Annotated in this window: 31 protein-coding genes; 4 read left to right on the top strand and 27 right to left on the bottom strand. The window is 53.3% G+C overall.

The window, feature by feature from the left end:
• Position 1 precedes the first annotated feature (1 nt).
• The 10 genes from ftsL to ETC05_RS01020 all read right to left on the bottom strand — a co-directional run bounded on the left by ftsL (position 2) and on the right by ETC05_RS01020 (position 7,420).
• Positions 2-358 carry a cell division protein FtsL gene (gene ftsL, locus ETC05_RS01065; RefSeq protein ID WP_031410536.1) on the bottom strand — a complete coding sequence of 119 codons (357 nt, stop codon included), beginning with the start codon at positions 356-358 and terminating at the stop codon, positions 2-4.
• Positions 359-453: 95 nt separating this feature from the next.
• The gene (gene rsmH / locus ETC05_RS01060; RefSeq protein WP_031410537.1) at positions 454-1,386 is read right to left on the bottom strand and encodes a 16S rRNA (cytosine(1402)-N(4))-methyltransferase RsmH; all 933 of its coding nucleotides are present in this window, start codon (positions 1,384-1,386) and stop codon (positions 454-456) included.
• Between the two features lie 278 nt (positions 1,387-1,664).
• Complete coding sequence (bshC, locus tag ETC05_RS01055; RefSeq protein ID WP_171660184.1) at positions 1,665-3,293, bottom strand: bacillithiol biosynthesis cysteine-adding enzyme BshC; 1,629 nt, start codon at positions 3,291-3,293, stop codon at positions 1,665-1,667.
• A gap of 81 nt (positions 3,294-3,374) precedes the next feature.
• The gene (locus ETC05_RS01050; protein ID WP_031410539.1) at positions 3,375-3,761 is read right to left on the bottom strand and encodes a DUF3397 domain-containing protein; all 387 of its coding nucleotides are present in this window, start codon (positions 3,759-3,761) and stop codon (positions 3,375-3,377) included.
• Complete coding sequence (locus ETC05_RS01045; protein WP_171660183.1) at positions 3,754-4,674, bottom strand: 2-dehydropantoate 2-reductase; 921 nt, start codon at positions 4,672-4,674, stop codon at positions 3,754-3,756. Before ETC05_RS01045 ends, ETC05_RS01050 begins: the two co-directional genes overlap by 8 nt.
• Before the next feature lie 69 nt (positions 4,675-4,743).
• Positions 4,744-5,322 (bottom strand): RsfA family transcriptional regulator, encoded by a 579-nt coding sequence (locus ETC05_RS01040; protein ID WP_031410541.1) that lies wholly within the window; start codon positions 5,320-5,322, stop codon positions 4,744-4,746.
• Positions 5,323-5,390: 68 nt separating this feature from the next.
• Complete coding sequence (locus ETC05_RS01035) at positions 5,391-6,146, bottom strand: enoyl-CoA hydratase/isomerase family protein (protein WP_171660182.1); 756 nt, start codon at positions 6,144-6,146, stop codon at positions 5,391-5,393.
• A 45-nt stretch (positions 6,147-6,191) separates the two neighbouring features.
• Complete coding sequence (locus tag ETC05_RS01030; protein WP_171660093.1) at positions 6,192-6,362, bottom strand: hypothetical protein; 171 nt, start codon at positions 6,360-6,362, stop codon at positions 6,192-6,194.
• Positions 6,363-6,563: 201 nt separating this feature from the next.
• Positions 6,564-6,737 carry a 50S ribosomal protein L32 gene (gene rpmF / locus ETC05_RS01025; RefSeq protein WP_011230605.1) on the bottom strand — a complete coding sequence of 58 codons (174 nt, stop codon included), beginning with the start codon at positions 6,735-6,737 and terminating at the stop codon, positions 6,564-6,566.
• A 143-nt stretch (positions 6,738-6,880) separates the two neighbouring features.
• Complete coding sequence (locus ETC05_RS01020; protein WP_031410544.1) at positions 6,881-7,420, bottom strand: YceD family protein; 540 nt, start codon at positions 7,418-7,420, stop codon at positions 6,881-6,883.
• Between the two features lie 307 nt (positions 7,421-7,727).
• Between ETC05_RS01020 and ETC05_RS01015 the strand changes: the two genes are divergently transcribed.
• Positions 7,728-8,948, top strand: coding sequence for a nucleotidyltransferase (locus ETC05_RS01015; protein WP_031410545.1), 1,221 nt, complete (start codon positions 7,728-7,730; stop codon positions 8,946-8,948).
• Here the strand turns inward: ETC05_RS01015 and ETC05_RS01010 are convergent.
• Positions 8,921-9,940, bottom strand: a complete 1,020-nt coding sequence (locus tag ETC05_RS01010; protein ID WP_031410546.1) for a SepM family pheromone-processing serine protease — start codon at positions 9,938-9,940, stop codon at positions 8,921-8,923. The genes ETC05_RS01015 and ETC05_RS01010 overlap by 28 nt on opposite strands.
• Entirely contained in the window at positions 9,937-10,725 is a 789-nt protein-coding gene (locus ETC05_RS01005) for a patatin-like phospholipase family protein (RefSeq protein ID WP_031410547.1), read from the bottom strand. The genes ETC05_RS01010 and ETC05_RS01005 overlap by 4 nt, the downstream gene beginning before the upstream one ends.
• Before the next feature lie 130 nt (positions 10,726-10,855).
• Between ETC05_RS01005 and ylbJ the strand changes: the two genes are divergently transcribed.
• On the top strand, positions 10,856-12,091 hold the full coding sequence (ylbJ, locus tag ETC05_RS01000) for a sporulation integral membrane protein YlbJ (protein ID WP_031410548.1): 1,236 nt from the start codon (positions 10,856-10,858) through the stop codon (positions 12,089-12,091).
• Between the two features lie 504 nt (positions 12,092-12,595).
• Here ylbJ and coaD read toward each other — a convergent pair.
• Together coaD and rsmD are read right to left on the bottom strand one after the other, a co-directional pair.
• The gene (gene coaD, locus ETC05_RS00995; protein WP_031410549.1) at positions 12,596-13,090 is read right to left on the bottom strand and encodes a pantetheine-phosphate adenylyltransferase; all 495 of its coding nucleotides are present in this window, start codon (positions 13,088-13,090) and stop codon (positions 12,596-12,598) included.
• The gene (gene rsmD / locus ETC05_RS00990) at positions 13,056-13,652 is read right to left on the bottom strand and encodes a 16S rRNA (guanine(966)-N(2))-methyltransferase RsmD (protein WP_171660181.1); all 597 of its coding nucleotides are present in this window, start codon (positions 13,650-13,652) and stop codon (positions 13,056-13,058) included. Before rsmD ends, coaD begins: the two co-directional genes overlap by 35 nt.
• Before the next feature lie 522 nt (positions 13,653-14,174).
• On the opposite strand from rsmD, the gene ETC05_RS00985 reads away from it, so the two are divergent.
• Complete coding sequence (locus tag ETC05_RS00985; protein ID WP_031410551.1) at positions 14,175-14,564, top strand: DUF7147 family protein; 390 nt, start codon at positions 14,175-14,177, stop codon at positions 14,562-14,564.
• Between the two features lie 59 nt (positions 14,565-14,623).
• Here ETC05_RS00985 and ETC05_RS00980 read toward each other — a convergent pair whose 3' ends face one another.
• The 7 genes from ETC05_RS00980 to ETC05_RS00950 all read right to left on the bottom strand — a co-directional run bounded on the left by ETC05_RS00980 (position 14,624) and on the right by ETC05_RS00950 (position 18,161).
• Positions 14,624-14,893, bottom strand: coding sequence for a YlbG family protein (locus tag ETC05_RS00980; RefSeq protein ID WP_011230596.1), 270 nt, complete (start codon positions 14,891-14,893; stop codon positions 14,624-14,626).
• Between the two features lie 17 nt (positions 14,894-14,910).
• Positions 14,911-15,357, bottom strand: a complete 447-nt coding sequence (locus ETC05_RS00975) for a YlbF/YmcA family competence regulator (RefSeq protein WP_171660180.1) — start codon at positions 15,355-15,357, stop codon at positions 14,911-14,913.
• A 128-nt stretch (positions 15,358-15,485) separates the two neighbouring features.
• Complete coding sequence (locus tag ETC05_RS00970; RefSeq protein ID WP_031410553.1) at positions 15,486-15,854, bottom strand: hypothetical protein; 369 nt, start codon at positions 15,852-15,854, stop codon at positions 15,486-15,488.
• A 40-nt stretch (positions 15,855-15,894) separates the two neighbouring features.
• Complete coding sequence (locus ETC05_RS00965; RefSeq protein WP_031410554.1) at positions 15,895-16,128, bottom strand: YlbE-like family protein; 234 nt, start codon at positions 16,126-16,128, stop codon at positions 15,895-15,897.
• Between the two features lie 12 nt (positions 16,129-16,140).
• On the bottom strand, positions 16,141-16,524 hold the full coding sequence (locus tag ETC05_RS00960; protein WP_031410555.1) for a YlbD family protein: 384 nt from the start codon (positions 16,522-16,524) through the stop codon (positions 16,141-16,143).
• 80 nt (positions 16,525-16,604) lie between these two features.
• Positions 16,605-17,612, bottom strand: a complete 1,008-nt coding sequence (locus tag ETC05_RS00955) for a CAP domain-containing protein (RefSeq protein ID WP_171660179.1) — start codon at positions 17,610-17,612, stop codon at positions 16,605-16,607.
• Positions 17,613-17,735: 123 nt separating this feature from the next.
• On the bottom strand, positions 17,736-18,161 hold the full coding sequence (locus ETC05_RS00950) for a CBS domain-containing protein (protein ID WP_031410557.1): 426 nt from the start codon (positions 18,159-18,161) through the stop codon (positions 17,736-17,738).
• 175 nt (positions 18,162-18,336) lie between these two features.
• Between ETC05_RS00950 and ETC05_RS00945 the strand changes: the two genes are divergently transcribed.
• Positions 18,337-18,696, top strand: coding sequence for a YugN family protein (locus ETC05_RS00945; protein ID WP_011230589.1), 360 nt, complete (start codon positions 18,337-18,339; stop codon positions 18,694-18,696).
• Positions 18,697-18,722: 26 nt separating this feature from the next.
• Here the strand turns inward: ETC05_RS00945 and ETC05_RS00940 are convergent, their stop codons facing one another.
• From ETC05_RS00940 to ctaD, 6 genes are all read right to left on the bottom strand, one after another.
• A complete protein-coding gene (locus ETC05_RS00940; RefSeq protein WP_031410558.1) occupies positions 18,723-19,028 on the bottom strand; it encodes an Asp23/Gls24 family envelope stress response protein in 306 nt (101 codons plus the stop codon).
• Between the two features lie 204 nt (positions 19,029-19,232).
• Positions 19,233-19,688, bottom strand: coding sequence for a DUF420 domain-containing protein (locus ETC05_RS00935; RefSeq protein ID WP_031410559.1), 456 nt, complete (start codon positions 19,686-19,688; stop codon positions 19,233-19,235).
• 54 nt (positions 19,689-19,742) lie between these two features.
• Positions 19,743-20,645 carry a cytochrome c oxidase assembly factor CtaG gene (gene ctaG / locus ETC05_RS00930; RefSeq protein WP_031410560.1) on the bottom strand — a complete coding sequence of 301 codons (903 nt, stop codon included), beginning with the start codon at positions 20,643-20,645 and terminating at the stop codon, positions 19,743-19,745.
• A 104-nt stretch (positions 20,646-20,749) separates the two neighbouring features.
• Positions 20,750-21,082 (bottom strand): cytochrome c oxidase subunit IVB, encoded by a 333-nt coding sequence (ctaF, locus tag ETC05_RS00925; RefSeq protein WP_013145877.1) that lies wholly within the window; start codon positions 21,080-21,082, stop codon positions 20,750-20,752.
• Positions 21,083-21,086: 4 nt separating this feature from the next.
• Positions 21,087-21,707 carry a cytochrome c oxidase subunit III gene (gene ctaE / locus ETC05_RS00920; protein WP_031410561.1) on the bottom strand — a complete coding sequence of 207 codons (621 nt, stop codon included), beginning with the start codon at positions 21,705-21,707 and terminating at the stop codon, positions 21,087-21,089.
• Positions 21,707-23,578, bottom strand: coding sequence for a cytochrome c oxidase subunit I (gene ctaD / locus ETC05_RS00915; protein ID WP_031410562.1), 1,872 nt, complete (start codon positions 23,576-23,578; stop codon positions 21,707-21,709). The genes ctaE and ctaD overlap by 1 nt, the downstream gene beginning before the upstream one ends.
• Positions 23,579-23,587 lie beyond the last annotated feature (9 nt).

Below are 23,587 nucleotides of genomic sequence, written 5' to 3'. Positions count from 1 at the left end.
ATCATTCCTGCACAACTTTCACATGGTTTTCGTTGAGCGACAAACCGAGTTCTTTCGCCTTTTGCAAAATGCGCTCGTATGCGCTCAGCCGTTGCACCTCGACATATAAGTCATTGTTCTCCTTTTTCTGCTCGTCAATCGACGCCTCGAGCTTTTGCACCTCTTTGTTCAGTTCGTAAATGCGCACTTGGTTCGAGACGGTATGAACCGCCGCATAGAAGACAAACAGGAAAAACAACACAAACAGCATCTTTTCAGCCAGCGACAGGCGAAAGCGCTGCTTCCGCCGCGGCTTTGGACTTGGCGGTGCCGCCGGATGTCGTTGTTCACGCGCGACTTTGATTGCCACATCGTTCACATTTTTCCCCTCCTGTTTCTCCATGCATTCGTTTTTCGCCGCAATGGGCGGCGCCCGCATTGAAATTCATCGTATTTCCCCGCTATTTTTGTCATCTACAGCTTTTCGGCAATGCGGAGTTTGGCCGAACGGGCGCGGTGGTTTCGTTCGAGCTCTTCCTCGGAAGGAACGATCGGTTTTTTGGTAATGATTTTCAGCACGGGGCGATAATCGTCGGGGAGAACCGGGAGCCCCGGAGGCAATGGCGGACTTTCGCTCGCCTTTTTAAACGTTTCTTTGCAAATGCGGTCTTCAAGCGAATGAAACGTAATGACGCTCACCCGTCCACCGGATGTAAGCAGTTCGATCGCCTGCTCGAGCGCCTCGCGAAACGCCTCAAGTTCGTCATTGACCGCGATGCGGAGCGCTTGAAAAATGCGCTTGGCCGGGTGTCCACCGCTGCGGCGCGCCGGGGCGGGAATCGCTTCCTTGATCACATCAACGAGCTCTCCCGTCGTTTTAATCGGCCTCGTGCGGCGCACTTCCTCGATTTTGCGCGCTACTTGTTTGGAAAACTTCTCTTCGCCGTAACGGAAAAAGATGCGGACGAGCTCCTCGTATGGCCAGCGGTTGACAATCTCCGCCGCCGTCAGCCGTTGCTTGCGGTCCATCCGCATATCAAGCGGCGCATCGTGCTGATAGCTGAAGCCGCGCTCGGGTTCGTCGAGCTGCGGCGAAGAAACCCCCAAATCAAACAAGACGCCGTCGACGGACTTGACGCCAAGCGCCGAAAGCTCCTCTTGCAAAAACCGGAAGTTCCGGTGTACAAACTGCACTTGCTGGCCGTAGCGGGCGAGTCGTTCGCGCGCATGCATGATGGCGGCTTCGTCTTGGTCAAAGGCAAACAGCTTCCCACGTTCCGACAAACGGGAGAGCAAATATTCGCTATGGCCGCCGCCGCCCAACGTACAATCGACGTATATGCCGTCCGGGCGGATGTTCAACCCATCGACCGCCTCTTTCAGCAGCACTGTTGTATGTCGAAACACATGTCCACCACCTTCGTTGCTTCCAACCACACTCACATCGGCCAGTGGCCGCCTTCTTATTATATCGCAAAGATGGACAAAATTTTAGCTTTTTTTGTAAAAAAACGTCCTTTTTTGTTTCTTTTTGTCGGACAGGCCAATCACGGCCATCCTGGCGGCTTCACCCCTTTACTTTAATTTCCATTTAATAACCATTGTTTTTTTACAATTCATTTCACAAAAAAGAAAATCCTGCTCAAAGCAGGATGTTTCTTTTCGACTTTTTCTTTGAAAAAGCCTCACATATATACAATTTTATGCATTCCGTTGCTAGGACTGCGAATAGCCAAAAGTTTTTCTACAAAATCAAATCCGTAGCGGTTGATGTAATAAAACACGTTCCAAACTCGCTCCTGGAGCGCGCCGTTCGGCCGAAGCGACGTCTCGATGCGCCAAAATTTCCGCCATTCCGTCTCATGTTTGCGCAACAGCGACCGCTCAAATGCGTGCTGAAGAAACTCGATTTGCGCCTGAATGATGGCGGCATTTTTCGCCACCAATCTCTCCAATCCGCGGTCGATCGCCACCCCAAGCTCACGGAGCGGACGGTGGGCCGCGTCAATGTCCGCCTTCGCTTTGGAAAACGCCGAAGCAAGAGGCGCTTGGGTGGTCGTCTCCCGCCACTTCCGCTTGGCTTCATCAAGCCGCCCGTTCAGTACGTCAGCCACCTCAAGTCCGATATCGGATAGGTCGGTTTGCAGCGAACGGCTGACGATCGTCGCCTGCAGGCGCGGCACGACCGGCGGCATTTCTAGGCCGAAAAGCGGAAACGCCTCTTTCAATTCCGCCCAATAAGCAATCTCCCCAGGGCCGGCAACGAAAGCGAGCGTCGGCAACAAATACTCTTGCATGAGCGGGCGGGTGACGACATTGTTGCTGAAACAGGCCGGATTCGTTTCGGCAAGCTCAAGCAGCTCTTCTCTTGTCCAAACGAGAGTTCCCGCTTTATTGCGAAACAGGCCGCGCTCCTCATCATACTGCAAAAGCGAACGTTCACGGCCGTCGTAATAAAACAAGTTGGCCGCATCGGACCCGATTTCAATCAGCGGCGCATATCCGAGCACGCGCAGCGCCTCTTGCTGAGCGAGCACCGCAGCCGTCACGTCGCGATGGCGTTCAATGAGCGCAGCGAAAAAGCGGCGCTCAAGCGGCCGCACCGCCGCATCGCCAGCGTTCAACACAACTAGGCCGTGATCAGCGAACAACCGAAGCACAATGGCGGCAAAAAAGTCGACAAACGTGCGCCCCTCATCAAGACACGATGACAAAAAGGAGAGCAGCTCATTCGTCACATCCGTTTCCCCATACGTTTTGACGACGCGCTCGATCCACTCTTTCGCAGCCATCCAATCCAGCGGTACATCGGCAGCCATCCGCTTCTCATTCGTTTTATGTGGGTACGCTGCTTTTTTTACTTCTCCTTCCTCAATGACATAGACATGATCGATTTCCGCGATGTCATGATCTTCGCCGGCGATCCAAAACAGCGGCACGACCGGCACACCCAGTTTCCGCTCCTGCTCTTTGGCAAGCTGGATGATGGTGATGATCTTATAAATCGTATACAGCGGCCCAGTCAACAGCCCGGCTTGCTGCCCGCCGACAATGACGACGCTTCGCTCATCGCGCAGCTTGTCGATATTGGCCATCGTGGCTGGACTCGCAAAAAAGCGGCGGTGGTAGGCGTGCAAGTAGTCGGCCAGCCCGCGCCGATCATACGTTCTTCTTTGCAAATGCGACAACCGCCGGCAAAACGCCTCATCATCCGTCCAGGCATAGGCAAAACCACTCTCGATGGGAAACACGCCGGCTATGTAATCAGCCGCCAGCTTCGTTGCCGCCGGCAGCGGAATCTCGCGAACGTCCATGGCGAAAACTCCCTTTCCTATGTATTCTTTCATGAGTATAGCACGTTTGGCCCCGAGAGAAAAAAGGCTTGCTCGGCCGCTCTAAAGGCTCATAGCAACGCGCATGGCCATGCCGTATACAAGCAGCCCGGCGTAAAGGGAGGCAAAAATGAGAAAACTCGCCCGCCAAAAGACGCGGAACACCGTCCGCAAACGAAAGTCCGCTTTTGTCCGCCAATAGCCAAGCGCGATCGCCGCGTGCAGACCAAACAAAAAGAGAAGAAGAGGAACGAAGTACGATTTTCCAAACAACACGGCGAGCAAAAAATAGACAGCAGCAATGAAAAAGGCAGTCGCGGCGTTGACCGCGGCGTAAAACGCTGCCCGCTTCCGCCTGCTGACCAAGCGTGCTCCGAAGTAGACGAGCAAAAACAGCAGAAGCGGCGCGGTCACAAACGTCGCCAGCATCGAAGCGAGCCAATCACCCATCCGCCTCTCCCCCTTCCTTCCCTTTCACCGCGGAAAAGACAAAGCGGACGACCGGCAGCGCAACGCCGCGCGCCTCCCCTTGTTTCAACACATAGCCCAAAATGGCGTCAATCTCCGTCCGGCGCCCGTTCGCTAAGTCCATATACATCGACGAATAGTTGTCTGCTGTTTTTTGGCATATGCGGACGACGCGCTCCCACGCCCGATTGGCGTCTTTAAGCGGCAGCACGTGCTGCACCTCATCAAACAGTTGCCTCATCATATCGCGGTACGAAGCCGTCTCTAGCAACGCCCCGTTTTTCACTTGCAATAGAGCGGTGAGCGGATTGATGACGGCGTTGACGACAAGCTTGTCCACAAGAATGCGCTCCCAATCGTCCGCCCATTCAATCGGAAAGCCGCGCTCCCCTTCCCGAAGCTCCCGAGCGTCGCCAAGTGAACCATAGCGGGAAGCAAGCGTCAGATTTCCGACGCCCGTATGCGCCACCGTCCGATCATCCAGCCTCATGGCGCCATGCTCCACGACGCCGACGAGAACATTTTTGTCAGCAAACACCGTCAACTGCTCGAGATGCCCCATGCCGTTTTGCAAAAAAACGAGCGTACGAACGCGGCGAAACGCGTCGATTTGCGCACAGACGGAAGCGAGATCGTACTGTTTGACGGTCACAAACACGAGCCGCTCGTCCAGCTCCGCCCCGGCAAACGGCTGCGCGCGCACCGCCACGACCGAGGTTTCGCCCTCTTTTTTCAGCGCCACTCCATGCTCGGCAAGCTGCCTTGCTTGGGACGGACGTCTCGTATAGACCGTCACCTCATGGCGCCGCCCAAGATAAGCGGCGAGCAGCAATCCGACTGCTCCGCCGCCGACAATCCCGATGTTCACCCCTTCTCCCCCGCTTTCTTGCAACATGGCGTTAGCCTTATTTTAGCAGAGATCTTCTTCTTCCGTTAAGAAAAAAAGCCGGCGAAAAGCCAGCCCTTACCCTCCGTCGGCGCCTTCAGCCACTGCATTCGCCGCTGGTTTCCCGCTGTCTGTCACCATTTTGCGCGCCCGCTCCATAATGGAAAGCAGCGTTTTATACTCCTCCTGGATGGCAGCCAGTTGTTTTTGCAACGCTTCTTTTTCCATTTGCAATTTCGTCACCATTTGCTGCAGCTGCTCCATATCGTTTTTGAGCGCGCGGTTTTCATCGGCCGTCCGTCGGGCGTCACGCGCCTTTTGCTCCTCAGCTTGCAAAAAGGCCAGCACTTCCGTCCATGACAAATGGCTTTTGACTGCCGTTTCCACCTTCGTCTGCCCCTCGCTTTCCTTTGCGGATGCGTTTTCTTTTTTTCGCATCTTCCGTTCTTGCTTGGCTTGCTCGATCTCCTCCTTGTACTGCTTGCGAACGCACGAATTCCAGCGAAATCCACACGCCGCGGCTGTCCGCGACAAGCGCCGCCCGACTTCAGCAAACGCCTCCAGCTGGGTGCCGCCTTCGCGAATATACTGAAGCACGACATTCGCTAACAACTCATCCTCTTCTTTCGTCCATGCGTCTTGACGCACCCCCGTCATCCCCTTCCCCCCTTATCGCCGCTTTGTCATTATATGTATGCGGCTAGTAGAAACGGTAGAAGGAAAAATTACTTCTTACGCAAAAAAAGACGCAATGCCTGTTCATGTTCGGCCGACCCCCACAGCTCGGCGCAACGGGCGATCTCGGCGAAAAACTGCTCGCGAAACCAAGCGGTTCGCCATTTTTCGCCGGCTGTGGCCTTATATGCCTGCAAGACGGAAAGCGGCCGCTCTGCATATGACGCCAGCCGTTCGCGCCATTGTTCCCGCCAATGTTCGGCTGGTAGGATAGCGTCAACCCAACCGCACGCTTCCATCGCCTCCGCCGTCATGGGCTCGGCACGCAACAATAAGTCAAGCGCCCGCCCGTACGGAAGTTTGGCAAACAGCATCGACGCTCCTCCCCAGCCGGTCGTAATGCCAAGTCGGCCTTGTACAAATCCGATCCGGCTTCCTTCTTTGGCAAAGCGAAAATCGCAAGCAGTCGCCAACTCGCAGCCGCCCCCCATCGCCGTTCCATTGACAAGGGCGGCCGTCGGCTTCGGAAACGTCAGCAGCCTGTACAGCAGCTCTCCCATGCGCATGAGCATCTGTCTTGCCTCCGTGCCGCGCAAATGCCCAAACTCGCTCAAATCGCCGCCGGAACAAAACGCTTCGTTGCCAGAGCCAGTAATGGCGAACACTTTCACTTGTGGATCAGTCGCCGCCTGTTCCATCGCCTCCTCAAGCGCCTCCATCACGGCAAAATTGATCGCATTCCGTTTCTCTGGACGGCAAATTGTAAACAGCGCAATGCCGTCATGATGCTCCAACCTTGCTTCCATCAGCGCGTCTCTCCTTTCTTCATCAATGAATTGGGCGCGGGCTCTTCAATTTCCTGCCTCACGACGAAAAAAACTGCCGCCTGGACGAATGGCGTTGATTTTTTGCAGACCAAACGTGTAGATGAGCCAATAAAAACCAGTTGGGAAGGCTCTGCTTCTCAGCTTTTCTGCTGTGGTCGGCAAGCGTCCGCCTGCCGGCTGGGCATATGACGGCATGCCCTCCTCGAACAAGAACGCTTTATGGGCAAACGCCATTTTCCCGCCGGTGTTCTTGTTCGAGGAAAGAGGCAGAAACACTTGTGTTCAGCCATATGATTCTCTGTTTTTTAGTAAAATAATGGATCATCAACACTCGTGTTTGCAGACAATCAAAAAGGCTGTCCTGTTTTCGGACAGCCTGTCGTTCGATGTCGGCCATTATTTGTTGACGACATCTCTTCCTTTGTATGTTCCGCATGCTTTGCAGACGCGGTGCGCCAATTTCCATTCACCGCAGTTCGGGCATTGCACCATGCCTGGCACTTGCAGTTTAAAGTGCGTACGGCGCAGCCGTTTTCTCGTTTTCGATGTTCTTCTAAAAGGTACTGCCATCATTCCCACCTCCTTGTCGGGCGCATTGAGCATATCCATGCCGGTGGATCAATCAGCCCCGAGGCCGCCGTCCGCCGGCACACAAGGCGGCTGCCGGACGGTGCGCAATATTTGCGCCATCGACCGGCAACGCCGACTCACGATCATTCGTCTCGTTTTTCCTCGAAAAACTTGGCCAGCCCTGCAAGGCGAGGATCTACTTTCTTTTCCCGCTCTTGCATCGCTTTCTCCCATTCTTCTTCCGACAGAACGTCCCATCCTTCGCCATGTTGCGGCGCTCCGCCGGCAACCGGTCCTTCAGCGATAAGCTGCAACGGAATTTCAAGCAAAATCAACTCGCGGATGATGGGATTCAAATCAATCGTGTCCCCCGCCACCATATGGGTGTCCTCATCGGTCTTCACAATGCCGCTACCATCCGCAAAAAACGTCTCCGTCGTCTGAATGGAAAACGGATACGTCACATCGACAAGCGTCCGCGAACAAGGCAACACCATCGTTCCGGACAACGTCAAATGAAACGTGAATTTTGTCGATCCGACATCCGCTTTTCCTCGGACATGCACCGGCGAAATATCGCGGATCAACGTGTCAATTTGTTTTAAATCGGACACATCGACTGTCTCATCAATCGCCATTTCCTTATGTTGAAAACGGCGAAGCTGTTGGACCGTCCATTTCATATGATCACCTCAAGGCAACGAATAAAATTATACGTTTCGTTTCTAGTTTTGTCAATGTTTTTTCTTTACAACCACTCACTCCTTGGGAAAAGAACGGCATACTCCCATCATTTCCAAATGCCACTCCCAGCATGCACGGTCGGCGCGCGGACAGCGGAAAACGGTCGACCGCTTCGTTTTTTTGATGTCCTCCCCGCATGTTGCCGTTGATCTTCACCGTCGTATACTCCATACTAAGTTCAGATAGAATAGAGAGCCATTTCATTGCGGCCAAGCCGCGCGAATCGTCATGAAAGGAGCAAAAAAAGTGAAAGTCGTCGGCGTGATTGTGGAATACAACCCGTTTCACAACGGTCATTTCCACCATTTGAACGAAACGAGGCGAAAGACAGGAGCGGACTGTTTGATCGCCGTCATGAGCGGAAACTTCTTGCAGCGCGGTGAGCCGGCCATCGTCTCCAAATGGGCGCGGGCGAAAATGGCGCTTGCCGCCGGCGTGGATGTGATCATCGAGCTGCCGTACGTCTTCGCTGTGCAAGCGGCTGAACAGTTCGCACATGGGGCGGTGCAGCTGCTTGCAGCGATCGGCTGCCAAGAGCTTTGCTTTGGCAGCGAATCGGGGGAAATTTCCGCTTTTTTATCCGCGGTGGAAACGTGGCTTGAACAGAAGGAAACGTTCGATTCCCTCATCCGCACCGGGCTGGCGCGCGGACAAAGCTTTCCGAAAGCCGCCGCTGAAGCGTGGCAAAAGTTCGACGCCGCTCCGCTTGATTTGTCGCAGCCAAACAACGTGCTTGGTTTTGCGTATGTGAAAGCCATTTGGCAAAACAAGCTGGCGATTATGCCGCGCACGATTCCGCGGCTGGCCGCCGGCTATCATGACGAATCATTTTCCCACCCGTCGATTGCGAGCGCCACCAGCCTGCGAAAAACATTGCGACAAACCGGACAGCTTGAGTCGATCGCGGCATACGTTCCGCCCGCTGCGCTCGAACAACTCCGCCAATACCGGGAGACATACGGGCGCTTTCACGATTGGGAAGTGTATTTTCCGCTCCTAAAATATCGGCTGTTGACCGCCACAGAGGCCGACTTGCGCCGCATCGCCGGCGTGGAGGAAGGGATTGAACACCGGCTGAAGCAACACATCCCCCACGCCGAAACGTTTGCCGCCTTCATCGCCGCTGTCAAAACGAAGCGATACACCTGGACAAGGCTGCAACGCCTATGCGCACATGTGTTGACGAATTTCACAAAGGAGGAGCAGGCCAAAGCGGCCAACCCGACCTATATCCGGCTGCTCGGCATGAGTGAAACCGGCCGCCGCTACTTAAATCAGGTGAAAAAAAGCGCCGCGCTCCCACTCGTCGCTAGAGCGTCCAAACTCAACGGCGACCCTCTTTATGAGCAAGAAAAAAGAGCGGCAGCTGTGTACGCCGCCGCTTTTCCGGAGCCGCTCTACAGCGCCGTGCTGAAAGAAGAATACGCCACGGCGCCCATTTACGTTTCCGGCATCGAGCGCAAATAACGAACCGCCTCGTCAAACGTATCGACCGGGACGATTTTCATATGCGTCCCGATTTTTTTCGCCGTCCGCACCGCCTCGCGATAGTTCGACGTCGGCGCACCATGTTCGTTCGGCGCAAAAAACACCTCAGCTCCTTCGCGGTCAGCCGCCACGACTTTTTGCGAAATGCCGCCGATCGGGCCGACGTTTCCGTCAAGATCAATCGTTCCGGTGCCGGCAATTTTATGGCCTTTGGCAATATCTTCGGGAACGAGTTGATTGTAAATTTCCAAAGAAAACATGAGCCCAGCCGACGGTCCGCCGATTTGTTCGGAATCGACCTTGATGGGCGGATCGGTATGGACGTCATAATCCGTCATCGGCATGACCCCAAGGCCGACTTGATTCGGATGCTGCGGAAACGGCTTCAATGAAATCTCCGTCTCCTGTCGTTTCCCGCCGCGGATGAACGCAACGCGGACGCGGTCGCCCGCCTTTTTCCCTCGAATATAGTCGACCATTTGCTCCGATGTGCCGAGCGGCTTTCCGTCCAAGGCAACAATGCGGTCGCCGGTCTCTAGACGGCCGGCGGCCGGCATATCAGGGAGGACGCTCATGACATAAACACCATGAGGTTCATACGACACCGGTTTTCCGGCGTGGCGATAAGCGACGATAATCGCCGCTTCCTTCGCCTGTTCCATGAGCTCAAGCTGACGCATCGTATATTCCTTGTCGCTCTCCCCTTCCTGCTTGATTTCCTCGACCGGATGCAGCTCATAAAACGGACGGATATGGGCGAGCAAATACGACACCACGTTCGCCCGCCCCATCCGCACCGTCGTAAGCATAAACGTTCCCTGATCGCGGTCGCCGTTTTCCACGTGAACGAGCGGCTTTAAACTTTGCGCGCTTCCCGGCATCGTCACGTAATACGGCAGCTTCATAAAAATGAGCAAAAAGGTGAGGGCGGCGCCAAAGAAAAACAGGGCAATATACGTCCGTTTCTTCATTCGTGTGATGGCTCCTTCCACTGTTCGATCGCTTGACGGATCGCTCCCACTTGCCTCCGCGCTTCCTCTTCCCCGCGAGCGATGATTTCCTCAATCTCCGTGAACGCCCGCGAGCTATACTGTTCGACTCGCGGCCGGATCATAACATCTGAGGCGACCTGACGGTGAGCGACCAGTTCCGCTTGCAAAATATCGAGACTCTGCCAAATGACATCGACGATCGACGCAATTTCCGCCTTCGTGTTGAGCGGAGAGACATCGACGGCAATGACAATATCCGCTCCCATCGCCCGGACGACCGACACCGGCACACGGTCGACGACCCCGCCGTCGACAAGCAGCCTACCATTCACTTCCGCCGGCACAAAAATGCCAGGAATCGAGATGCTTGCCCGCACCGCCTGGGCTGCTTCCCCTTGTCGAAACACGACTTTCTCCCCCGTCTGCAAATCAGCGGCGACAACAGCCACGGGCGGGGACATCTCCTCGATTCGTTTCCCTTTCGTCAACAAACGAATAAACTGCGTGATGCGCTCGCCAGCGATCAGCCCCATTTTCGGCACCGTCCAGTCAAGAAAATCGTTGCGTCGAAACGATTGAGCCAACCGATAGAGACGATGGAGGCCATGGCCGCTTGCGTAAAGGACGGCGACGAGCGCACCGATGCTGCTGCCGGCCAAATAGGAAATTGGAATATGCTCCTCCTCGAGCACCTTCAATACCCCAAGATGGGCGAACCCGCGCGCTCCTCCCGACCCGAGCGCCAATCCGACTTTTGGCGGCACGCCTCCTCCCCCCTTTGTCGCAGCGCTATCCGCTTTCATCTTATGGTCTAAAACGCCCCCCTATACTCGTATATTAGGGTATATGAGGTTGTACCACGCGAAGCCGCGCGGCAAAAAAGGGGGGAAAAAAGTGAAACAAAATTGGGGAGCGAAATGGAAAACCGTATTGCTCGCTTCCGCCGCCACCTTGTTTGCGTTTTCGCTCATTTGCTATCCAAAACAGTCGCTTGAAGCGTCCATTCGTGGTTTAAATATGTGGTGGGAGGTCGTCTTTCCATCGCTTTTGCCATTTTTCATCGTCTCGGAGCTGCTCATCAGCTTCGGAGTCGTCAGCTTCCTCGGCGTCTTGCTCGAGCCGTTCATGCGTCCGTTGTTTCGCGTCCCAGGCGTCGGCGGATTCGCCTGGGCCATGGGAATGGCGTCCGGCTACCCATCTGGAGCCAAGCTGACTGCCCGCCTGTATCAGGAAAAACAGCTGACGACAATTGAAGCCGAACGGCTCTCATCGTTCACCAATTCGTCCAACCCACTTTTTATTTTTGGGGCCGTGTCAGCGGGATTTTTCAACAACCCGCAACTCGGCCTTGTGCTGGCCGTTTCCCACTATTTAGGAAACATTAGCGTTGGGCTGATCATGCGCTTTCACGGCATCCGAAAAGAGCAGGAGCAATCGAAGCGGCAGCCACGCTCATTTTCACTCCCGTATGCACTGCGCACCCTGCATCGCACGCGACTGAAAAACGAACAGCCGCTTGGCAAACTTCTTGGCGACGCCGTGCGCTCTTCTGTCCAAACACTGTTAATGATCGGCGGTTTTATTATTCTCTTTTCGGTTATGAATAAACTTCTGTATATGATGCATTTGACCGAACAGCTTGCCCCATTGTTGCGCCATCTGCTCCGCCTTGCCCAGCTGCCGGAGCAGCTTGACATCCCTGTGTTTTCCGGCTTGTTTGAAATTACACTCGGCAGCCAAATGATCAGTCAGACCGATGAGGCGATGCTGATGGAAAAAGCAGTGGCCACAAGCTTCATCCTCGCTTTCGGCGGCTTTTCCGTCCAAGCGCAAGTCGCCAGCATTCTTGCCGAAGCGAACATCCGCTTTCAGCCGTTTTTCATCGCGCGCTTGCTGCACGGAGTGTTTGCCGCTTCCTTTACATACTTGCTTTGGAAACCGTTGTACATCAAAACAGCTGGCGGGGTGCCAACCAACATTCCGGCGTTTCTTCACGCCGCCCCGGGAAACGCTTGGAATGAAGGCTGGCGGCTGCTGCAACAATATGGGCCACTCCTGACGCTGCTGTTCCTTTGCCTGTATATATGGCTCGTCATCAAGGCGGCCAGTGAATCGCGCGGGCGTCCATAGGCCGTTTGAGCACCCAGCTTCTTGGCAGCCAGCGCCTATATATACGCCTATATATAGATGCAACGAAGAGGTTTACCCTATCCTTGACGAAAAAGTCGCTGATTCATTTCTCGAATGTCGAGGAACAAGCCTGTGGCTTGCCCCGTCACGCCAAAGCGTGACGGGGGATCGAACAACCGCCCGCTTCACAGACCCGTATATGGGGCGGAAAGCGGCGTTGTTCGGTCGCTCGACAATCGATCCAACGCTCGGTAAAAGCCACGAATGTGAAAGCTCCAAATGGCATCTATCCTGAAAATACCCGAATTCCAAAATGCGTAGAGTTCCAGCATTCAACATAAGGACATTTTCATCCTTCCGATGGTGACGAAAATGTTTCGTCATGGAAGTCTATATAGCCATCGCGGGGCGATTTGCGTCTCCCCGGCCATGAACCGCCCTTGACAGCAAAACTGGGCCGGCGCCGACTGCAACGTCCGCTCAAGCGGCTTCCATAAGGAAGCGTCAATCAGCCGCTGTGGACGCAAATTTCCGCTTCAGCGCCTGCTCCACAACCGGGGGCACCAGCTCAGAAATATCGCCGTTGTATTTCGCCACTTCTTTGACGATGCTCGAGCTTAAAAACGCATACTGGCTGTTCGTCATCATAAAAAACGTTTCAATGTTTTCATCGAGGACGCGGTTCATCGACGTAATTTGCATTTCGTATTCGAAATCGGACACAGCGCGCAAGCCGCGCAAAATGGCATTCGCTTTTTTGCTGCGGGCATAATCAACAAGCAGGCCGTGAAACGCTTCGACATGGACGTTCGGAAGCGTCTGCGTCACCTCACGGAGCAGCTCGATCCGCTCTTCGACAGTAAACAGCGGCTTTTTCGACGAGTTGTTCAACACCGCCACATACACTTGATCAAACACTTTCGCTCCCCGCTTAATAATATCCAAATGCCCGTACGTCACAGGGTCAAAGCTCCCCGGGCAAACCGCAATGCTCGCCATGGCTTCCATCCCCTTCCCATCTATAAATCGTCACACCAGTGATGCCGTATGTTTCCCGCTTCCATCCCGTCAGGCCGCCCACCTTTTCCGGCAGCTGCGCCTCCGCCGAGTGTTCAGCGACGACGACGCCGTGCGGCTCCAACAACTGACGCTCGGCGATCGACGACAGCAACGTCGGCCACTGTTGCTCTTTATACGGCGGATCAAGGAAAATAACTGCAAAGCGGAGGCCGCGCTTCGCTACCGCCTTCAGCGCCCGCTCAGCGTCGTTGCAGTAAATTTCCGCCCGCTTCTCAAGCCCGCAGGCCGCCACGTTTTTTCGGATCGTCTGCACTGCTTTCCTGTCATGATCGACGAAAATGACGCGCTCGATTCCACGGCTGAGCGCCTCGATGCCCAAGCCGCCGCTGCCAGCAAACAAATCAAGACCGTTGCCGCCTGAGAAATATGGCCCGATCATATTAAATATCGCCTCTTTGACTTTATCGGTCGTCGGCCGCGTCGACATCCCTGGAACCGCTTGCAGACGCCGTCCTTTGCATGTTCCGGAAATGACTCTCATCGCTTTCACCCAATTCACTGTTTCAAGGTGTCTCTGTCATCCCTTTGATTCGTTGTTTTCATGGTAATCTTACCATAAAGTTGATGATCGTCAAACTAAGGATTTTTTTCGCGATTCATGTATAGAAATCGGCAAACGGTCCATAATGAGTAATGGCAACACGCTGGATGCGTTGTTGCCAGTGACGGAGAAGACTTACGTTTCCCCATAAGTTCTTCCTCCGGTTTCTCCTCTCCCTTTTCTTTATTCTTTCCGATCCTTGTTTCGCTGTGCGCGGAGGCAAGGAACTGGAAAGGACCTTGCGGGTTCATTGCCGCAAGGTTTTTTTATTGCAATTCGTGAGGATGGCCGGTAAAGTTAAGGGTGGACGAGGCTTGGGCAATGTCAAACGTTCTTCAAAAACTCCACCCTCGTCGTCCCAGCGAACACCGCAAAGCATTCTTGCGGTCGGATTCGCTCCTGATCGATATGCCTAGAGGCATCGGGGCGATGAGGACAAAAAACAGCAAGGGGGAGCTGTTCATGATCCAACGATTCATCGAACTTGGCGAAGGATATTCCGATATATACGAGCTGATTGAATTGGCGAAGGCCAACCGCCACCGTTTATCCGGCTTCTTTGCCTTCCATACGGTGAAAAAAGGCCATGCGGTCGTCTCTTTGGTCGTTGTCCTTCATCCGACGGACCCCGGTGATTTCCAACCGCTTTACATTTGCCGTGAAGGCATTCCCGATCCGTCCGTCAAGCCGAACAAACGGTACGAACTGTTTATGGAAACGGCAAAAGAGCTGGGCATGGACGTCATTCACCTTGATGTTAAGCCATCGACGATGTTCGCCGAACTCGACTTATATTACCATCATTTGATCGGCATTATGCGGATGAATCGCTTCATCCCGCCGCTTCAGTAAACAAAGAAACAGCGGGCCGAAAAGCCGGTGCTGGCTGTTTTTCGACCCGCTGTTTTCTTTCATCCAAGCGGATAGGGGGAGTCTTTTTCCTTCTCCCCTTTCGATTCAAATTCCAGTTTTAAAAATGGGCGGTACGACGGCTCGACCCGCTTGACGAATGGAAGCGAGGCGAGCTTTTTCATTACATGGTCGACTTGCTCCATATCACAATACAGAACCGCATATTTCAGCCGTTTGGAAATGTAATGAATGTTGCCGAACTTGCGCAACTGTTTCCCATATTTCAGCGAATGAAGCCAGACGATAATCCCTTGCCGTTTTGGAAACATAGTCCCTTCCCCTTTTTTTATGTGCGGCAGCCGCAGCTTCCGCCCGCCCCGCAGCCACCGGAACAACCCGCCGACAAAAAGTATGGATTTCCGGTCGGTACTTTCACATGTTCCGATACCGCTTTGCCGATCAGCACGCTGATCTCATCAAGCAACTCTTGCATTGCCTTCTCCGCCTCCTTAAAGGCGGCGACCGTCTCATGCAAATCGAGCTCCCGCTTCGCTTCGCGCACTTCTTTCATCACGTCGCGGTAATCAGGATGGTATTTCCCGAAGCGCTGCACTTCTTCGTAGCGCTCCTTCAGTTTGACAAAGCGAGCAATGAGCTGCTGGGCGCGGGAGTCTTGCTTCAGCCGCCAAAAGGCGCGGCGGTATTCGTCCGCCACGTCCGACTCGACAATCATTTTGGCCAACGCTTCTGCTTTATCTAAAATCTCGATGCGCTCGAGAGTCCCAATCTTCACCAAATGGCACCTCCATTATCCATCATACCATGAATGAAAAGAAAATGGGAAGGAAAGAGACAGACAAAAAAGGCGATCCAGGCTGTGCTGAATCGCCCTGTTCATCTTTTCAACGATCGTCGTCATCTCTATTGGATGGCGACGTCAAATTCGTGCGTCATGCCGGTTGCTTTCCCATCATTGTAGACGAGCTCAAGACGGATAGTATGTTTCCCGCTCGGCAAACCGCGCACGATAAAGGCAGCCGTGTATACTTCCGTCATTTTTTGCCCGTTGACATAGACATTAATGTGTCCACCGCCGCTCCCTTTGCGGAAAGGAAAGTGGACGGCAACACACTCAATGAGTACGTCACTTCCTTTCACTTCATGCTTCACCTGAAGCGCACCGCCCACCGCTTCGGCATGAACGGAGGGCGACGGCGCCGTCTCAAAGAAGGCATACGCCGCAAGCAATATGACGCCCGCAAACCATGCGAACCACTTTGGCAAAGACATCACTCCCTTTCGAAACTAGTCTTTGCCATTGGCCGCCCGATTAGTCACGCATGGCTTTAAACATTTGCCACATAAGCGACGCCATTTGCAATGATTGGGATATTTTTCCTACTTTATCAGGGATCGTTAGCTCATAGTGGCGCAAGGCGGCCAATTGGAACGCCGACAGTTCATGCGGACGGCGGGCAAGGAGCCGGTACCAGCGCGGCTGTTCGCGCAAAAACGCGCGCAACATCGGTGTTCCTTGCACATATTGCCATACATCTTTCCTCATCGCCACCACCCTTTAATCTTTGCGGAACGAAAACGGATGCGCTTCTTTGTTTCTTTGTTCCTGACCAGCCCCTTGAAATTCAGAAAGAATGCTTTGGATCGCCGCGATCGCCTGCTGGACGTTCGCCAAATGTTTTTGCACATCGGATGCATCGATCTGTCCAAGCATGGCCGCGAGCTTATCGAGCCATTTGTTCGTTCCTTTTTCTTCCTCTTTTGTCGCACCGTTTGTTTCCCGATACGGCTTCCATATATCATCGTCTTCCCCGAACAAATACCAATCCTCATACACTTGTTTCCACGTCTTTTTGCCACTGCGCACCTCTTGGATGATTTTTGGATGTTTTTTCACAAACTGTTTAAACTGTTCAACGGAAGGATGCAGAGGCTTGACCATGGCGGTTCTCATCCCTTTCGTCCACTCATGCCTATCTGCCATATCATATCGCATCCAGCACGCAGAGGTGCGCCCAATTTTTAGAGCGGCGTAAAGAAGTTTTGCGTATAGTAATCAGCGTAGACGCCAACGCCCAAGCGGGTGAACTCTTCGTTCAACATAATTTTCCGATGGTTTTGGCTGTTCAGCCATCCGATGGTCGCCTCGACGCCATCGACTTGATGGGCGGCGATATTTTCCCCAGCAAGCCGGAACGGAATGTGAAGCGCGCCAAGCCGCTTCGATAAATCGCCATACTGCGGCGATTCGTGGGAGAAAAACCGGTGATCATGCATATCTCGGCTATGTTTTTCGGCAGCGGCGGCGGCCTTGTCATCCCACATGAGAGAGGAAAGCCCGTGGCGCCGGCGGATCAAATTCGTCCAGTCAAAAATTTGCTTCGCGTTGGCTGCATTCACAGCTTGTTGCTTTTCTTCCGAAAGCGGCGCGGCCGCTGGCAGGCTGCCGCGGTAAACGAGCTCGTACGGCCGCAACTTGACGAACGTTTCCGCATCCATCAAGCGGATAGCCGCCACCTCGCCAGTAAAGCGGTCAACATACAGCTGAGCGTAGACGCTGCCGACTTTGACAACCGGCCTTGACGAGTAATCTTGTTCAGACAGCTCAAATCGGTATGTCCCACTGCCTAGCTTAATCTCAATGTTCGATAGCACCGGCATCGTCTGGAAAATCGTTTGCAGCCGCTGGCCGACCGCAAATGGTTCAACGTTCACCTTCTCTCCGCCGACAAGGGCGGTGACAACGCGGCCGCGCAAGATGCCAATCTGCACGTATGACTCGGGCCGACGGCTGTACACCCACCAGTCATATCCGTAAGCTGACGGGTCGATTCGGTTTGGAGCCCCAAGCCGTTTTTTCGCCTCTTGCGCCGATTGCCCGATCAATGCAACCATGCCGACCGTCGCCTTCGGCTCTTTCAACATGTATCTATTCGTCTCTGGCTGCTCCGGGGGGCTCGGGGGTGGCGAGCTTGGCACAAAATAATACAATCCAATCAAGAAAAACAAAAAAAGGAAAAACCATTTCACACGGCAACTCTCGCTTTCTGCCCAATCTCCTTATTGCCATTATAGCTGTTTTTTAGAGACAAAAAAAAGAGGCCGCCCAAAAAGAGCGCTCCTCCTTGAAAGAAGCTGTGTCCATTGTGTTTGTCAATGGATGGCGTCTTGTTCGGAAATCTCGCTTAACGCACGACCCGCGCGTTCATCAGAATAGCGGTTCGTCGCCAAATCGCCAAGCGAAACGATGCCGACCAAACGCCCATTTTCTACAACCGGGAGACGGCGAATTTGGTGACGTGCCATCATTTCTGCTGCCTTTTGCACCGAATCGTTCGGAGAAAGCGTGACGAGATCGCGGCTCATTACTTCCGTCACGGCAGTCGAACCGGGACGTTTTTCAGCCATGCCGCGCACGACGATATCGCGGTCGGTAATCATTCCGACAAGACGACCGTCATCGACAATCGGAATCGCCCCGATGTTGAAATCACGCATTTTTACCGCCACTTCGTAGAGATTGTCAAGAGGGGTGCAATATTGCACATCTGCGGACATCACGTCCCGTACCGTTTGCATCCTTCGTCTCTCCTTTCTACCCGTATTGTGCACCGGATAACATAAAAAAATGCGGGCGAAACAGAAACAATGGCAAACAATTCGTTGAAAAGCCAATCGTTTTCGTACTATTATAAATGAGGGGATGTTTTCCTAGTTGGCGCTTTTACATACTGTGTTGTTAGGAGGAAGAAGGATGAAGTTTGAAAATACTGGACTAGAAAATCAGACGGTCGAACTGTCCCGCCTTGATGACATTATGGAGCGCCTCGGCTTTGTGCGCGCGGCACAATGGGATTATGAGCGGGTCACATACGACCGGAAATACGTCGTGAAAGAGGGCACCTACTATTTGCGCGTTCAAGGATACGCCATTGAGGGAAACGTCGATTCACGCTATGCACTCATTAAGCTGCTCACGCCGATTTTAGGGAAACATTACTATCCACACGGTGTCGAATACGGCGATGATGAACATTTTCCGTCCTCTCTTGTCAGCCAATGCCAAAACGTATTGGCGCAGGTCAAAAGCGAGCTTGAAAAAATCAAAGAATGATCAAAAAACGCATGAGAGCACGGTTCTCATGCGTTTTTTTCCAGCATGACAAGCCGCTTGACAACAATGTCAACCGCCTCGGCGACATACGGCGTCATCGCGGCGATCTCCTCGGCGATGTGCTGCTGCAGCCGGCGGCAAACCGCCATCACCGGCGCCCCATATCGAATGGACAGCTTCACTGTAACGCGGCACCGCTCGCCTTGGGCAACGGTGATGAACGCCTCACAATCGTCAAGGGCGACCTCTGCATGGTCGCGCACACACATCATGACAATGGTCAACAGCGTCGCTTCCACGGCGCTCCGTTTCCGATACCGGAACGTGTTCACTGCTTTCTCCCCCCGTTGCATACATTCATGTCCCTTTTCAATCGGGGAACATGAACGTTGGCACTCTTTTGTCCTCCGACCTTTAATCGGCTGTCAGAAAAATAGGAGGCTTGCTTTTCGGACAGCAATGCATGGGAGCTTCCCGCCGCCTTGATCTTTATATATGCTATGCAACCCTCGTCGCCCTTGTTTCTTGTTCGTCGCCTAAAAACCGAGCACCGCCTTGATGAGCGACGTCGTTTGGCCCCCTGGATAGAGGACATAAAGCAGCCAATAGACGACCACCCCAGTTGAGGCGCTGCCAAACCAAATGATGCTTGTGATCGGCCCGAGTCGACGATGGCGGGCCCGCTTGTCTTTTAATCCCGTCCAAATGGTGACAAGGCCAAATACGGCGCCAGCCGTCGCTAGAACAATATGGAAAATAAGAAACAGCGTATAGTACACTTTGACGCTCTCTGGCCCGCCAAAGCTCGTATTGCCGATAAACAACGTCCGCGACATGTAAATGGTGAAAAACAGCAACGCAAACACCGCTGCCGTCAGCATCACTTTTTTATGCGCTTCGATCCGCCTGCGGCTGATCAGATACCATCCATAAGCAACAAGCAAAGCGCTGATCACGATGCAGCTCGTGCTGATTGTCGGTAAAACAGCCATCGCTTCTCTCCCTTTCTTCTTTGTTCATCGTTTGGCGGCCAACCGCGCTTTACTTTACAGTTTGGTCGGCCGCGGCTCCATATCCATGCTTGGCTCTTTCTCCCGCTCCTTCCGATACCATTCGGTGAAAATGAAGAACAGCATCGTCCCGTACACGATTTCCTGGATGATTTTCATCAACACTCCACCGAGCTGCTGGTCGTGGAGCGGCGACATCGATAAAAACATTTGCGGTCCAGTCAAATCAAGCGAAGCCAACGTCCCTTGAGGAACGCATAGAGCAAGGGCAGCCATCCATGCTTTTGGGTCAGTATACGTCGCATAAAGCGGCGTATCGGTAAAAATGATGAGCGCGCAAGCCGGGGTCAACAGCATGCCGTCAGCGAAAATGTAACCCATTTTTTTTAAACCGGACAACGTTTGCCAATCGGGCAGCTTGTTGACAAGCGGCCACCACATGCAAAACGCAGCAACAAAAATAACTGAGGTAACCAACGCATGCAGCCACATATTCATTTTCACAGCGTCAAAAATGAACGGAACGTGATAAAGCGAAAACAAGCCGTTAAACAGCAGCAACGCCACAATGGGCTTTGTCAACAGCCGAAACACGCGGCGCACCGCTGCAATGGCAAACGCGCGCTCATAAAGCGGCGCCGGAATGCCTAAAATAAAACATTGCGGCACGATCAAATACAGCACGGCCATTTGCACCATATGGGCGGTGAACGTCAAATGGCCCATCAAATCCAACGGAGACCCTTTGCATATATAAAGAAGGGCAATCCCGGTCAAAAAATATGCTTTCTGCTTCCCCGAAACGGCATCACCGAGGCCGAAACGCCGCCGCCATGGCCCAGTTATCCCAATATACAGCCACGCAACCGCCGCCAACACAAGCAAAAAAAACGGACTCCAAAGGGCAACGGGGCCAAACATTTGCAGCGATTGAAACATAGACATCCCCTCCTGCTTTGTCCTTCCTCATTATACTACACGGCGCGGCGACAGTGTTATTGCAAAAAAAGGGGAAATCGGCAAACCCCGATCCCCCTTGCTTTTTACCACCAAATCACAGTTGTAAACGCCCAAACAAGTAAAAGCATAACCGCCACACCGCCGTAAATAAACATGGCCGGAAACTCGTGGCCTTTATGGCTCATGTGCATGAAATAATACAGCTGGAAAGCGACTTGCACGGCGGCTAAAAGCAAAATAAACGGAACGACAAACCAATGGGAAAACTCTTCGTACCCAACGGCGGCGAAAGCGATGAGCGTCAGCAAAATCATCAACACAAAAGCGATCATTTGATGACGCATCTCTTCCGCGTTTTTCCGGCGGCGGTACGCCAGATCGACGCGTTCATTTCCAGAGTTCGTTTGGTTCGCCATACGTTCACCCCACCATTCCCATCAAGTATACAACGGTAAAAATGAACACCCAGACGACATCAATGAAGTGCCAGTAAAGGCTCGCGACGTAAAACTTCGGGGCGTTGTATAAATTCAACCCACGCTTAGCGTTGCGAATCATGAGCGTCAAAATCCAAAGCAATCCAAACGCGACGTGGCTTCCGTGCGTGCCAACGAGCGTGTAGAACGCCGAAGCGAAAGCGCTGGCTGTAAATTTATGGCCTTCATGCACATATTCGTTGAACTCATAAATTTCCAAGCCCAAAAAGCCGGCGCCAAGCAAAACGGTAATGCCAAACCAGAGCTGCATCTTTTTAAAATCAAAGTTTTTCATATGATAAATGGCATACACGCTCGTCAAACTGCTTGTTAGCAGCAACATTGTCGCCATGAACACGACCGGCATTTGGAACAGTTCTTCCGCCGAAGGGCCGCCGTTCGTTTTATCTTTGAGCGCCAAATAGGTGGCGAAGAGAGAGGCGAACAGCACCGTCTCTCCGCCTAAAAAGAGCCAGAAGCCGAGAAATTTATTTTTCCCTTCAAGGGTGGCGCGTTCCGGTGCGGCCGGAAACGTCTCGGCCGTCAGTTTTTCCTCTGCATGCATCAGGCGTTCGCCCCCTTCTTCTCAAGTTCAAGCACTTCTTCTTTATGGATGTGGAAGCCGTGGTCATCGATCACCGAGCGCAAGAACATCGAACCGAGCGTAATGAGCAGGCCGAGAATGCCAACCGGCAACCCCCATCCGGCATCGTTATGATACGTGAAGCCGAAGGCGGCGACAAACAAACCAAATGCCATGACAAACGGCAAAAACGACGAATTCGGCATATGGATGTCGCCAAGCGGTTCGGCTGGCGTCAGTTCTTTTTTGCCTTCCATTTTTTCGAGCCAGAAAGCGTCCAAGCCGCGGACAAGCGGGGTTTGCGCAAAGTTGTACACCGGCGGCGGCGAAGCGATCGCCCATTCGAGCGTACGGCCGTCTCCCCACGCATCGCCCGGCACTTTTTCCCCTTTTACCGTGGTGATCACGACGTTAATGAGCAAAATGACCGTTGCCGCGGCCATAAAGAACGCCCCGATCGTGCTGACAAAGTTTCCTGTCTCCCACCCTTGGTTTGGCAAGTACGTGAACACGCGGCGCGGCATCCCCGTCAAACCAAGGAAGTGCTGAATAAAGAACGTTAAATGGAAACCGATAAAGAACAACCAGAATGTAATTTTGCCAAGCGTTTCGTTCAACATGCGGCCAAACATTTTCGGCCACCAGTAATGTGTGCCCGCGAGCAAAGCGAACACAACCCCGCCGACGATAACATAATGGAAGTGCGCAACGACAAAATAGCTGTCATGGTATTGATAGTCCGCCGCCGCCGATGCCAGCATCACGCCGGTGACCCCGCCCATGACAAACGACGGGATGAAAGCGACCGCATAATGCATCGGCGTTGTGAACTTGATGCTTCCGCCCCACATCGTAAACAGCCAGTTGAAAATTTTGACTCCTGTCGGAACGGCGATCGTCATCGTCGCGACGGCAAAGATGGCGTTTGCAATCGGCCCCATCCCGACGGTGAACATGTGGTGCGCCCATACCATGAACCCTAAGAAAGCAATAAGCACCGTCGCAAACACCATTGACGAATAACCGAATAGGCGTTTGCGCGAGAACGTCGCGAAAATTTCCGAGAAAATGCCGAACGCCGGCAAGACAAGGATGTATACTTCCGGATGGCCGAACACCCAGAACAAGTGCTCCCAGATGATCGTATTGCCGCCGGCAGCTGGATTGTAGAAGTTACCGCCAAACAGCCGGTCCATCATCATGAAAATCAAGCCAACCGTCAACGGCGGAAACGCAAACAAGATGAGCGCCGAAGTCACAAACGTCGCCCATGTGAACATCGGCATGCGCATAAACGTCATGCCCGGAGCGCGCATGTTGATGATCGTCACCAGAAAGTTAATGGCACCCATGATCGTTCCAAAGCCGGAAATTTGCAACCCGAGCGTATAAAAGTCGATGCCATGATGCGCTTTCGAGTCAAGCGATAGCGACGCATACGACGTCCAACCAGCGTCCGGCGCGCCTCCCAAAAACCATGAACAGTTCAAAAACAAACCGCCGAAGAAAAACATCCAGAATCCAAGGGCGTTCAAAAACGGAAACGCGACGTCGCGCGCGCCGATCTGCAGCGGCACAACTGCGTTCATAAAGGCGAAAATAAGCGGCATGGCAGCCAAGAAAATCATCGTCGTTCCATGCATCGTCAACACTTCGTTATACAAGCCGCCGACAAGGAAATCGTTGTTCGGCTTGGCGAGCTGAATGCGGATGAACAACGCCTCAAGTCCGCCGAGCAGGAAGAAAAACCCGCCGGAAATCAAGTACAGATGGGCGATTTTTTTATGGTCGACCGTTGTCAAATAATCCCATAAAACGGCGCCGACACCCTTTTTGCGCGCGATCGTACTCACGGTGAAACC

The sequence above is a fragment of the Geobacillus sp. BMUD genome (assembly GCF_013096845.1).
GTDB classification, from domain to species: domain Bacteria; phylum Bacillota; class Bacilli; order Bacillales; family Anoxybacillaceae; genus Geobacillus; species Geobacillus vulcani.
This window is presented reverse-complemented; position numbering and strand designations above follow the sequence as displayed.

Excerpts from the sequence above, each read along its gene's own strand:
- bshC (WP_171660184.1), bottom strand. The coding sequence starts at position 3,293 with ATGGACGTTCGCGAGATTCCGCTGCCGGCGGCAACGAAGCTGGCGGCT.
- ETC05_RS01050 (WP_031410539.1), bottom strand. The coding sequence starts at position 3,761 with ATGGGTGATTGGCTCGCTTCGATGCTGGCGACGTTTGTGACCGCGCCG.
- ETC05_RS01045 (WP_171660183.1), bottom strand. The coding sequence starts at position 4,674 with ATGTTGCAAGAAAGCGGGGGAGAAGGGGTGAACATCGGGATTGTCGGC.
- ETC05_RS01040 (WP_031410541.1), bottom strand. The coding sequence starts at position 5,322 with ATGACGGGGGTGCGTCAAGACGCATGGACGAAAGAAGAGGATGAGTTG.
- ETC05_RS01035 (WP_171660182.1), bottom strand. The coding sequence starts at position 6,146 with ATGGAAGCAAGGTTGGAGCATCATGACGGCATTGCGCTGTTTACAATT.
- ETC05_RS01030 (WP_171660093.1), bottom strand. The coding sequence starts at position 6,362 with ATGCCGTCATATGCCCAGCCGGCAGGCGGACGCTTGCCGACCACAGCA.
- rpmF (WP_011230605.1), bottom strand. The coding sequence starts at position 6,737 with ATGGCAGTACCTTTTAGAAGAACATCGAAAACGAGAAAACGGCTGCGC.
- ETC05_RS01020 (WP_031410544.1), bottom strand. The coding sequence starts at position 7,420 with ATGAAATGGACGGTCCAACAGCTTCGCCGTTTTCAACATAAGGAAATG.
- ETC05_RS01010 (WP_031410546.1), bottom strand. The coding sequence starts at position 9,940 with ATGAAGAAACGGACGTATATTGCCCTGTTTTTCTTTGGCGCCGCCCTC.
- coaD (WP_031410549.1), bottom strand. The coding sequence starts at position 13,090 with ATGGCGAGCATTGCGGTTTGCCCGGGGAGCTTTGACCCTGTGACGTAC.
- rsmD (WP_171660181.1), bottom strand. The coding sequence starts at position 13,652 with ATGAGAGTCATTTCCGGAACATGCAAAGGACGGCGTCTGCAAGCGGTT.
- ETC05_RS00985 (WP_031410551.1), top strand. The coding sequence starts at position 14,175 with ATGATCCAACGATTCATCGAACTTGGCGAAGGATATTCCGATATATAC.
- ETC05_RS00980 (WP_011230596.1), bottom strand. The coding sequence starts at position 14,893 with ATGTTTCCAAAACGGCAAGGGATTATCGTCTGGCTTCATTCGCTGAAA.
- ETC05_RS00970 (WP_031410553.1), bottom strand. The coding sequence starts at position 15,854 with ATGTCTTTGCCAAAGTGGTTCGCATGGTTTGCGGGCGTCATATTGCTT.
- ETC05_RS00965 (WP_031410554.1), bottom strand. The coding sequence starts at position 16,128 with ATGAGGAAAGATGTATGGCAATATGTGCAAGGAACACCGATGTTGCGC.
- ETC05_RS00960 (WP_031410555.1), bottom strand. The coding sequence starts at position 16,524 with ATGGTCAAGCCTCTGCATCCTTCCGTTGAACAGTTTAAACAGTTTGTG.
- ETC05_RS00950 (WP_031410557.1), bottom strand. The coding sequence starts at position 18,161 with ATGCAAACGGTACGGGACGTGATGTCCGCAGATGTGCAATATTGCACC.
- ETC05_RS00945 (WP_011230589.1), top strand. The coding sequence starts at position 18,337 with ATGAAGTTTGAAAATACTGGACTAGAAAATCAGACGGTCGAACTGTCC.
- ETC05_RS00935 (WP_031410559.1), bottom strand. The coding sequence starts at position 19,688 with ATGGCTGTTTTACCGACAATCAGCACGAGCTGCATCGTGATCAGCGCT.
- ctaG (WP_031410560.1), bottom strand. The coding sequence starts at position 20,645 with ATGTTTCAATCGCTGCAAATGTTTGGCCCCGTTGCCCTTTGGAGTCCG.
- ctaF (WP_013145877.1), bottom strand. The coding sequence starts at position 21,082 with ATGGCGAACCAAACGAACTCTGGAAATGAACGCGTCGATCTGGCGTAC.
- ctaE (WP_031410561.1), bottom strand. The coding sequence starts at position 21,707 with ATGCATGCAGAGGAAAAACTGACGGCCGAGACGTTTCCGGCCGCACCG.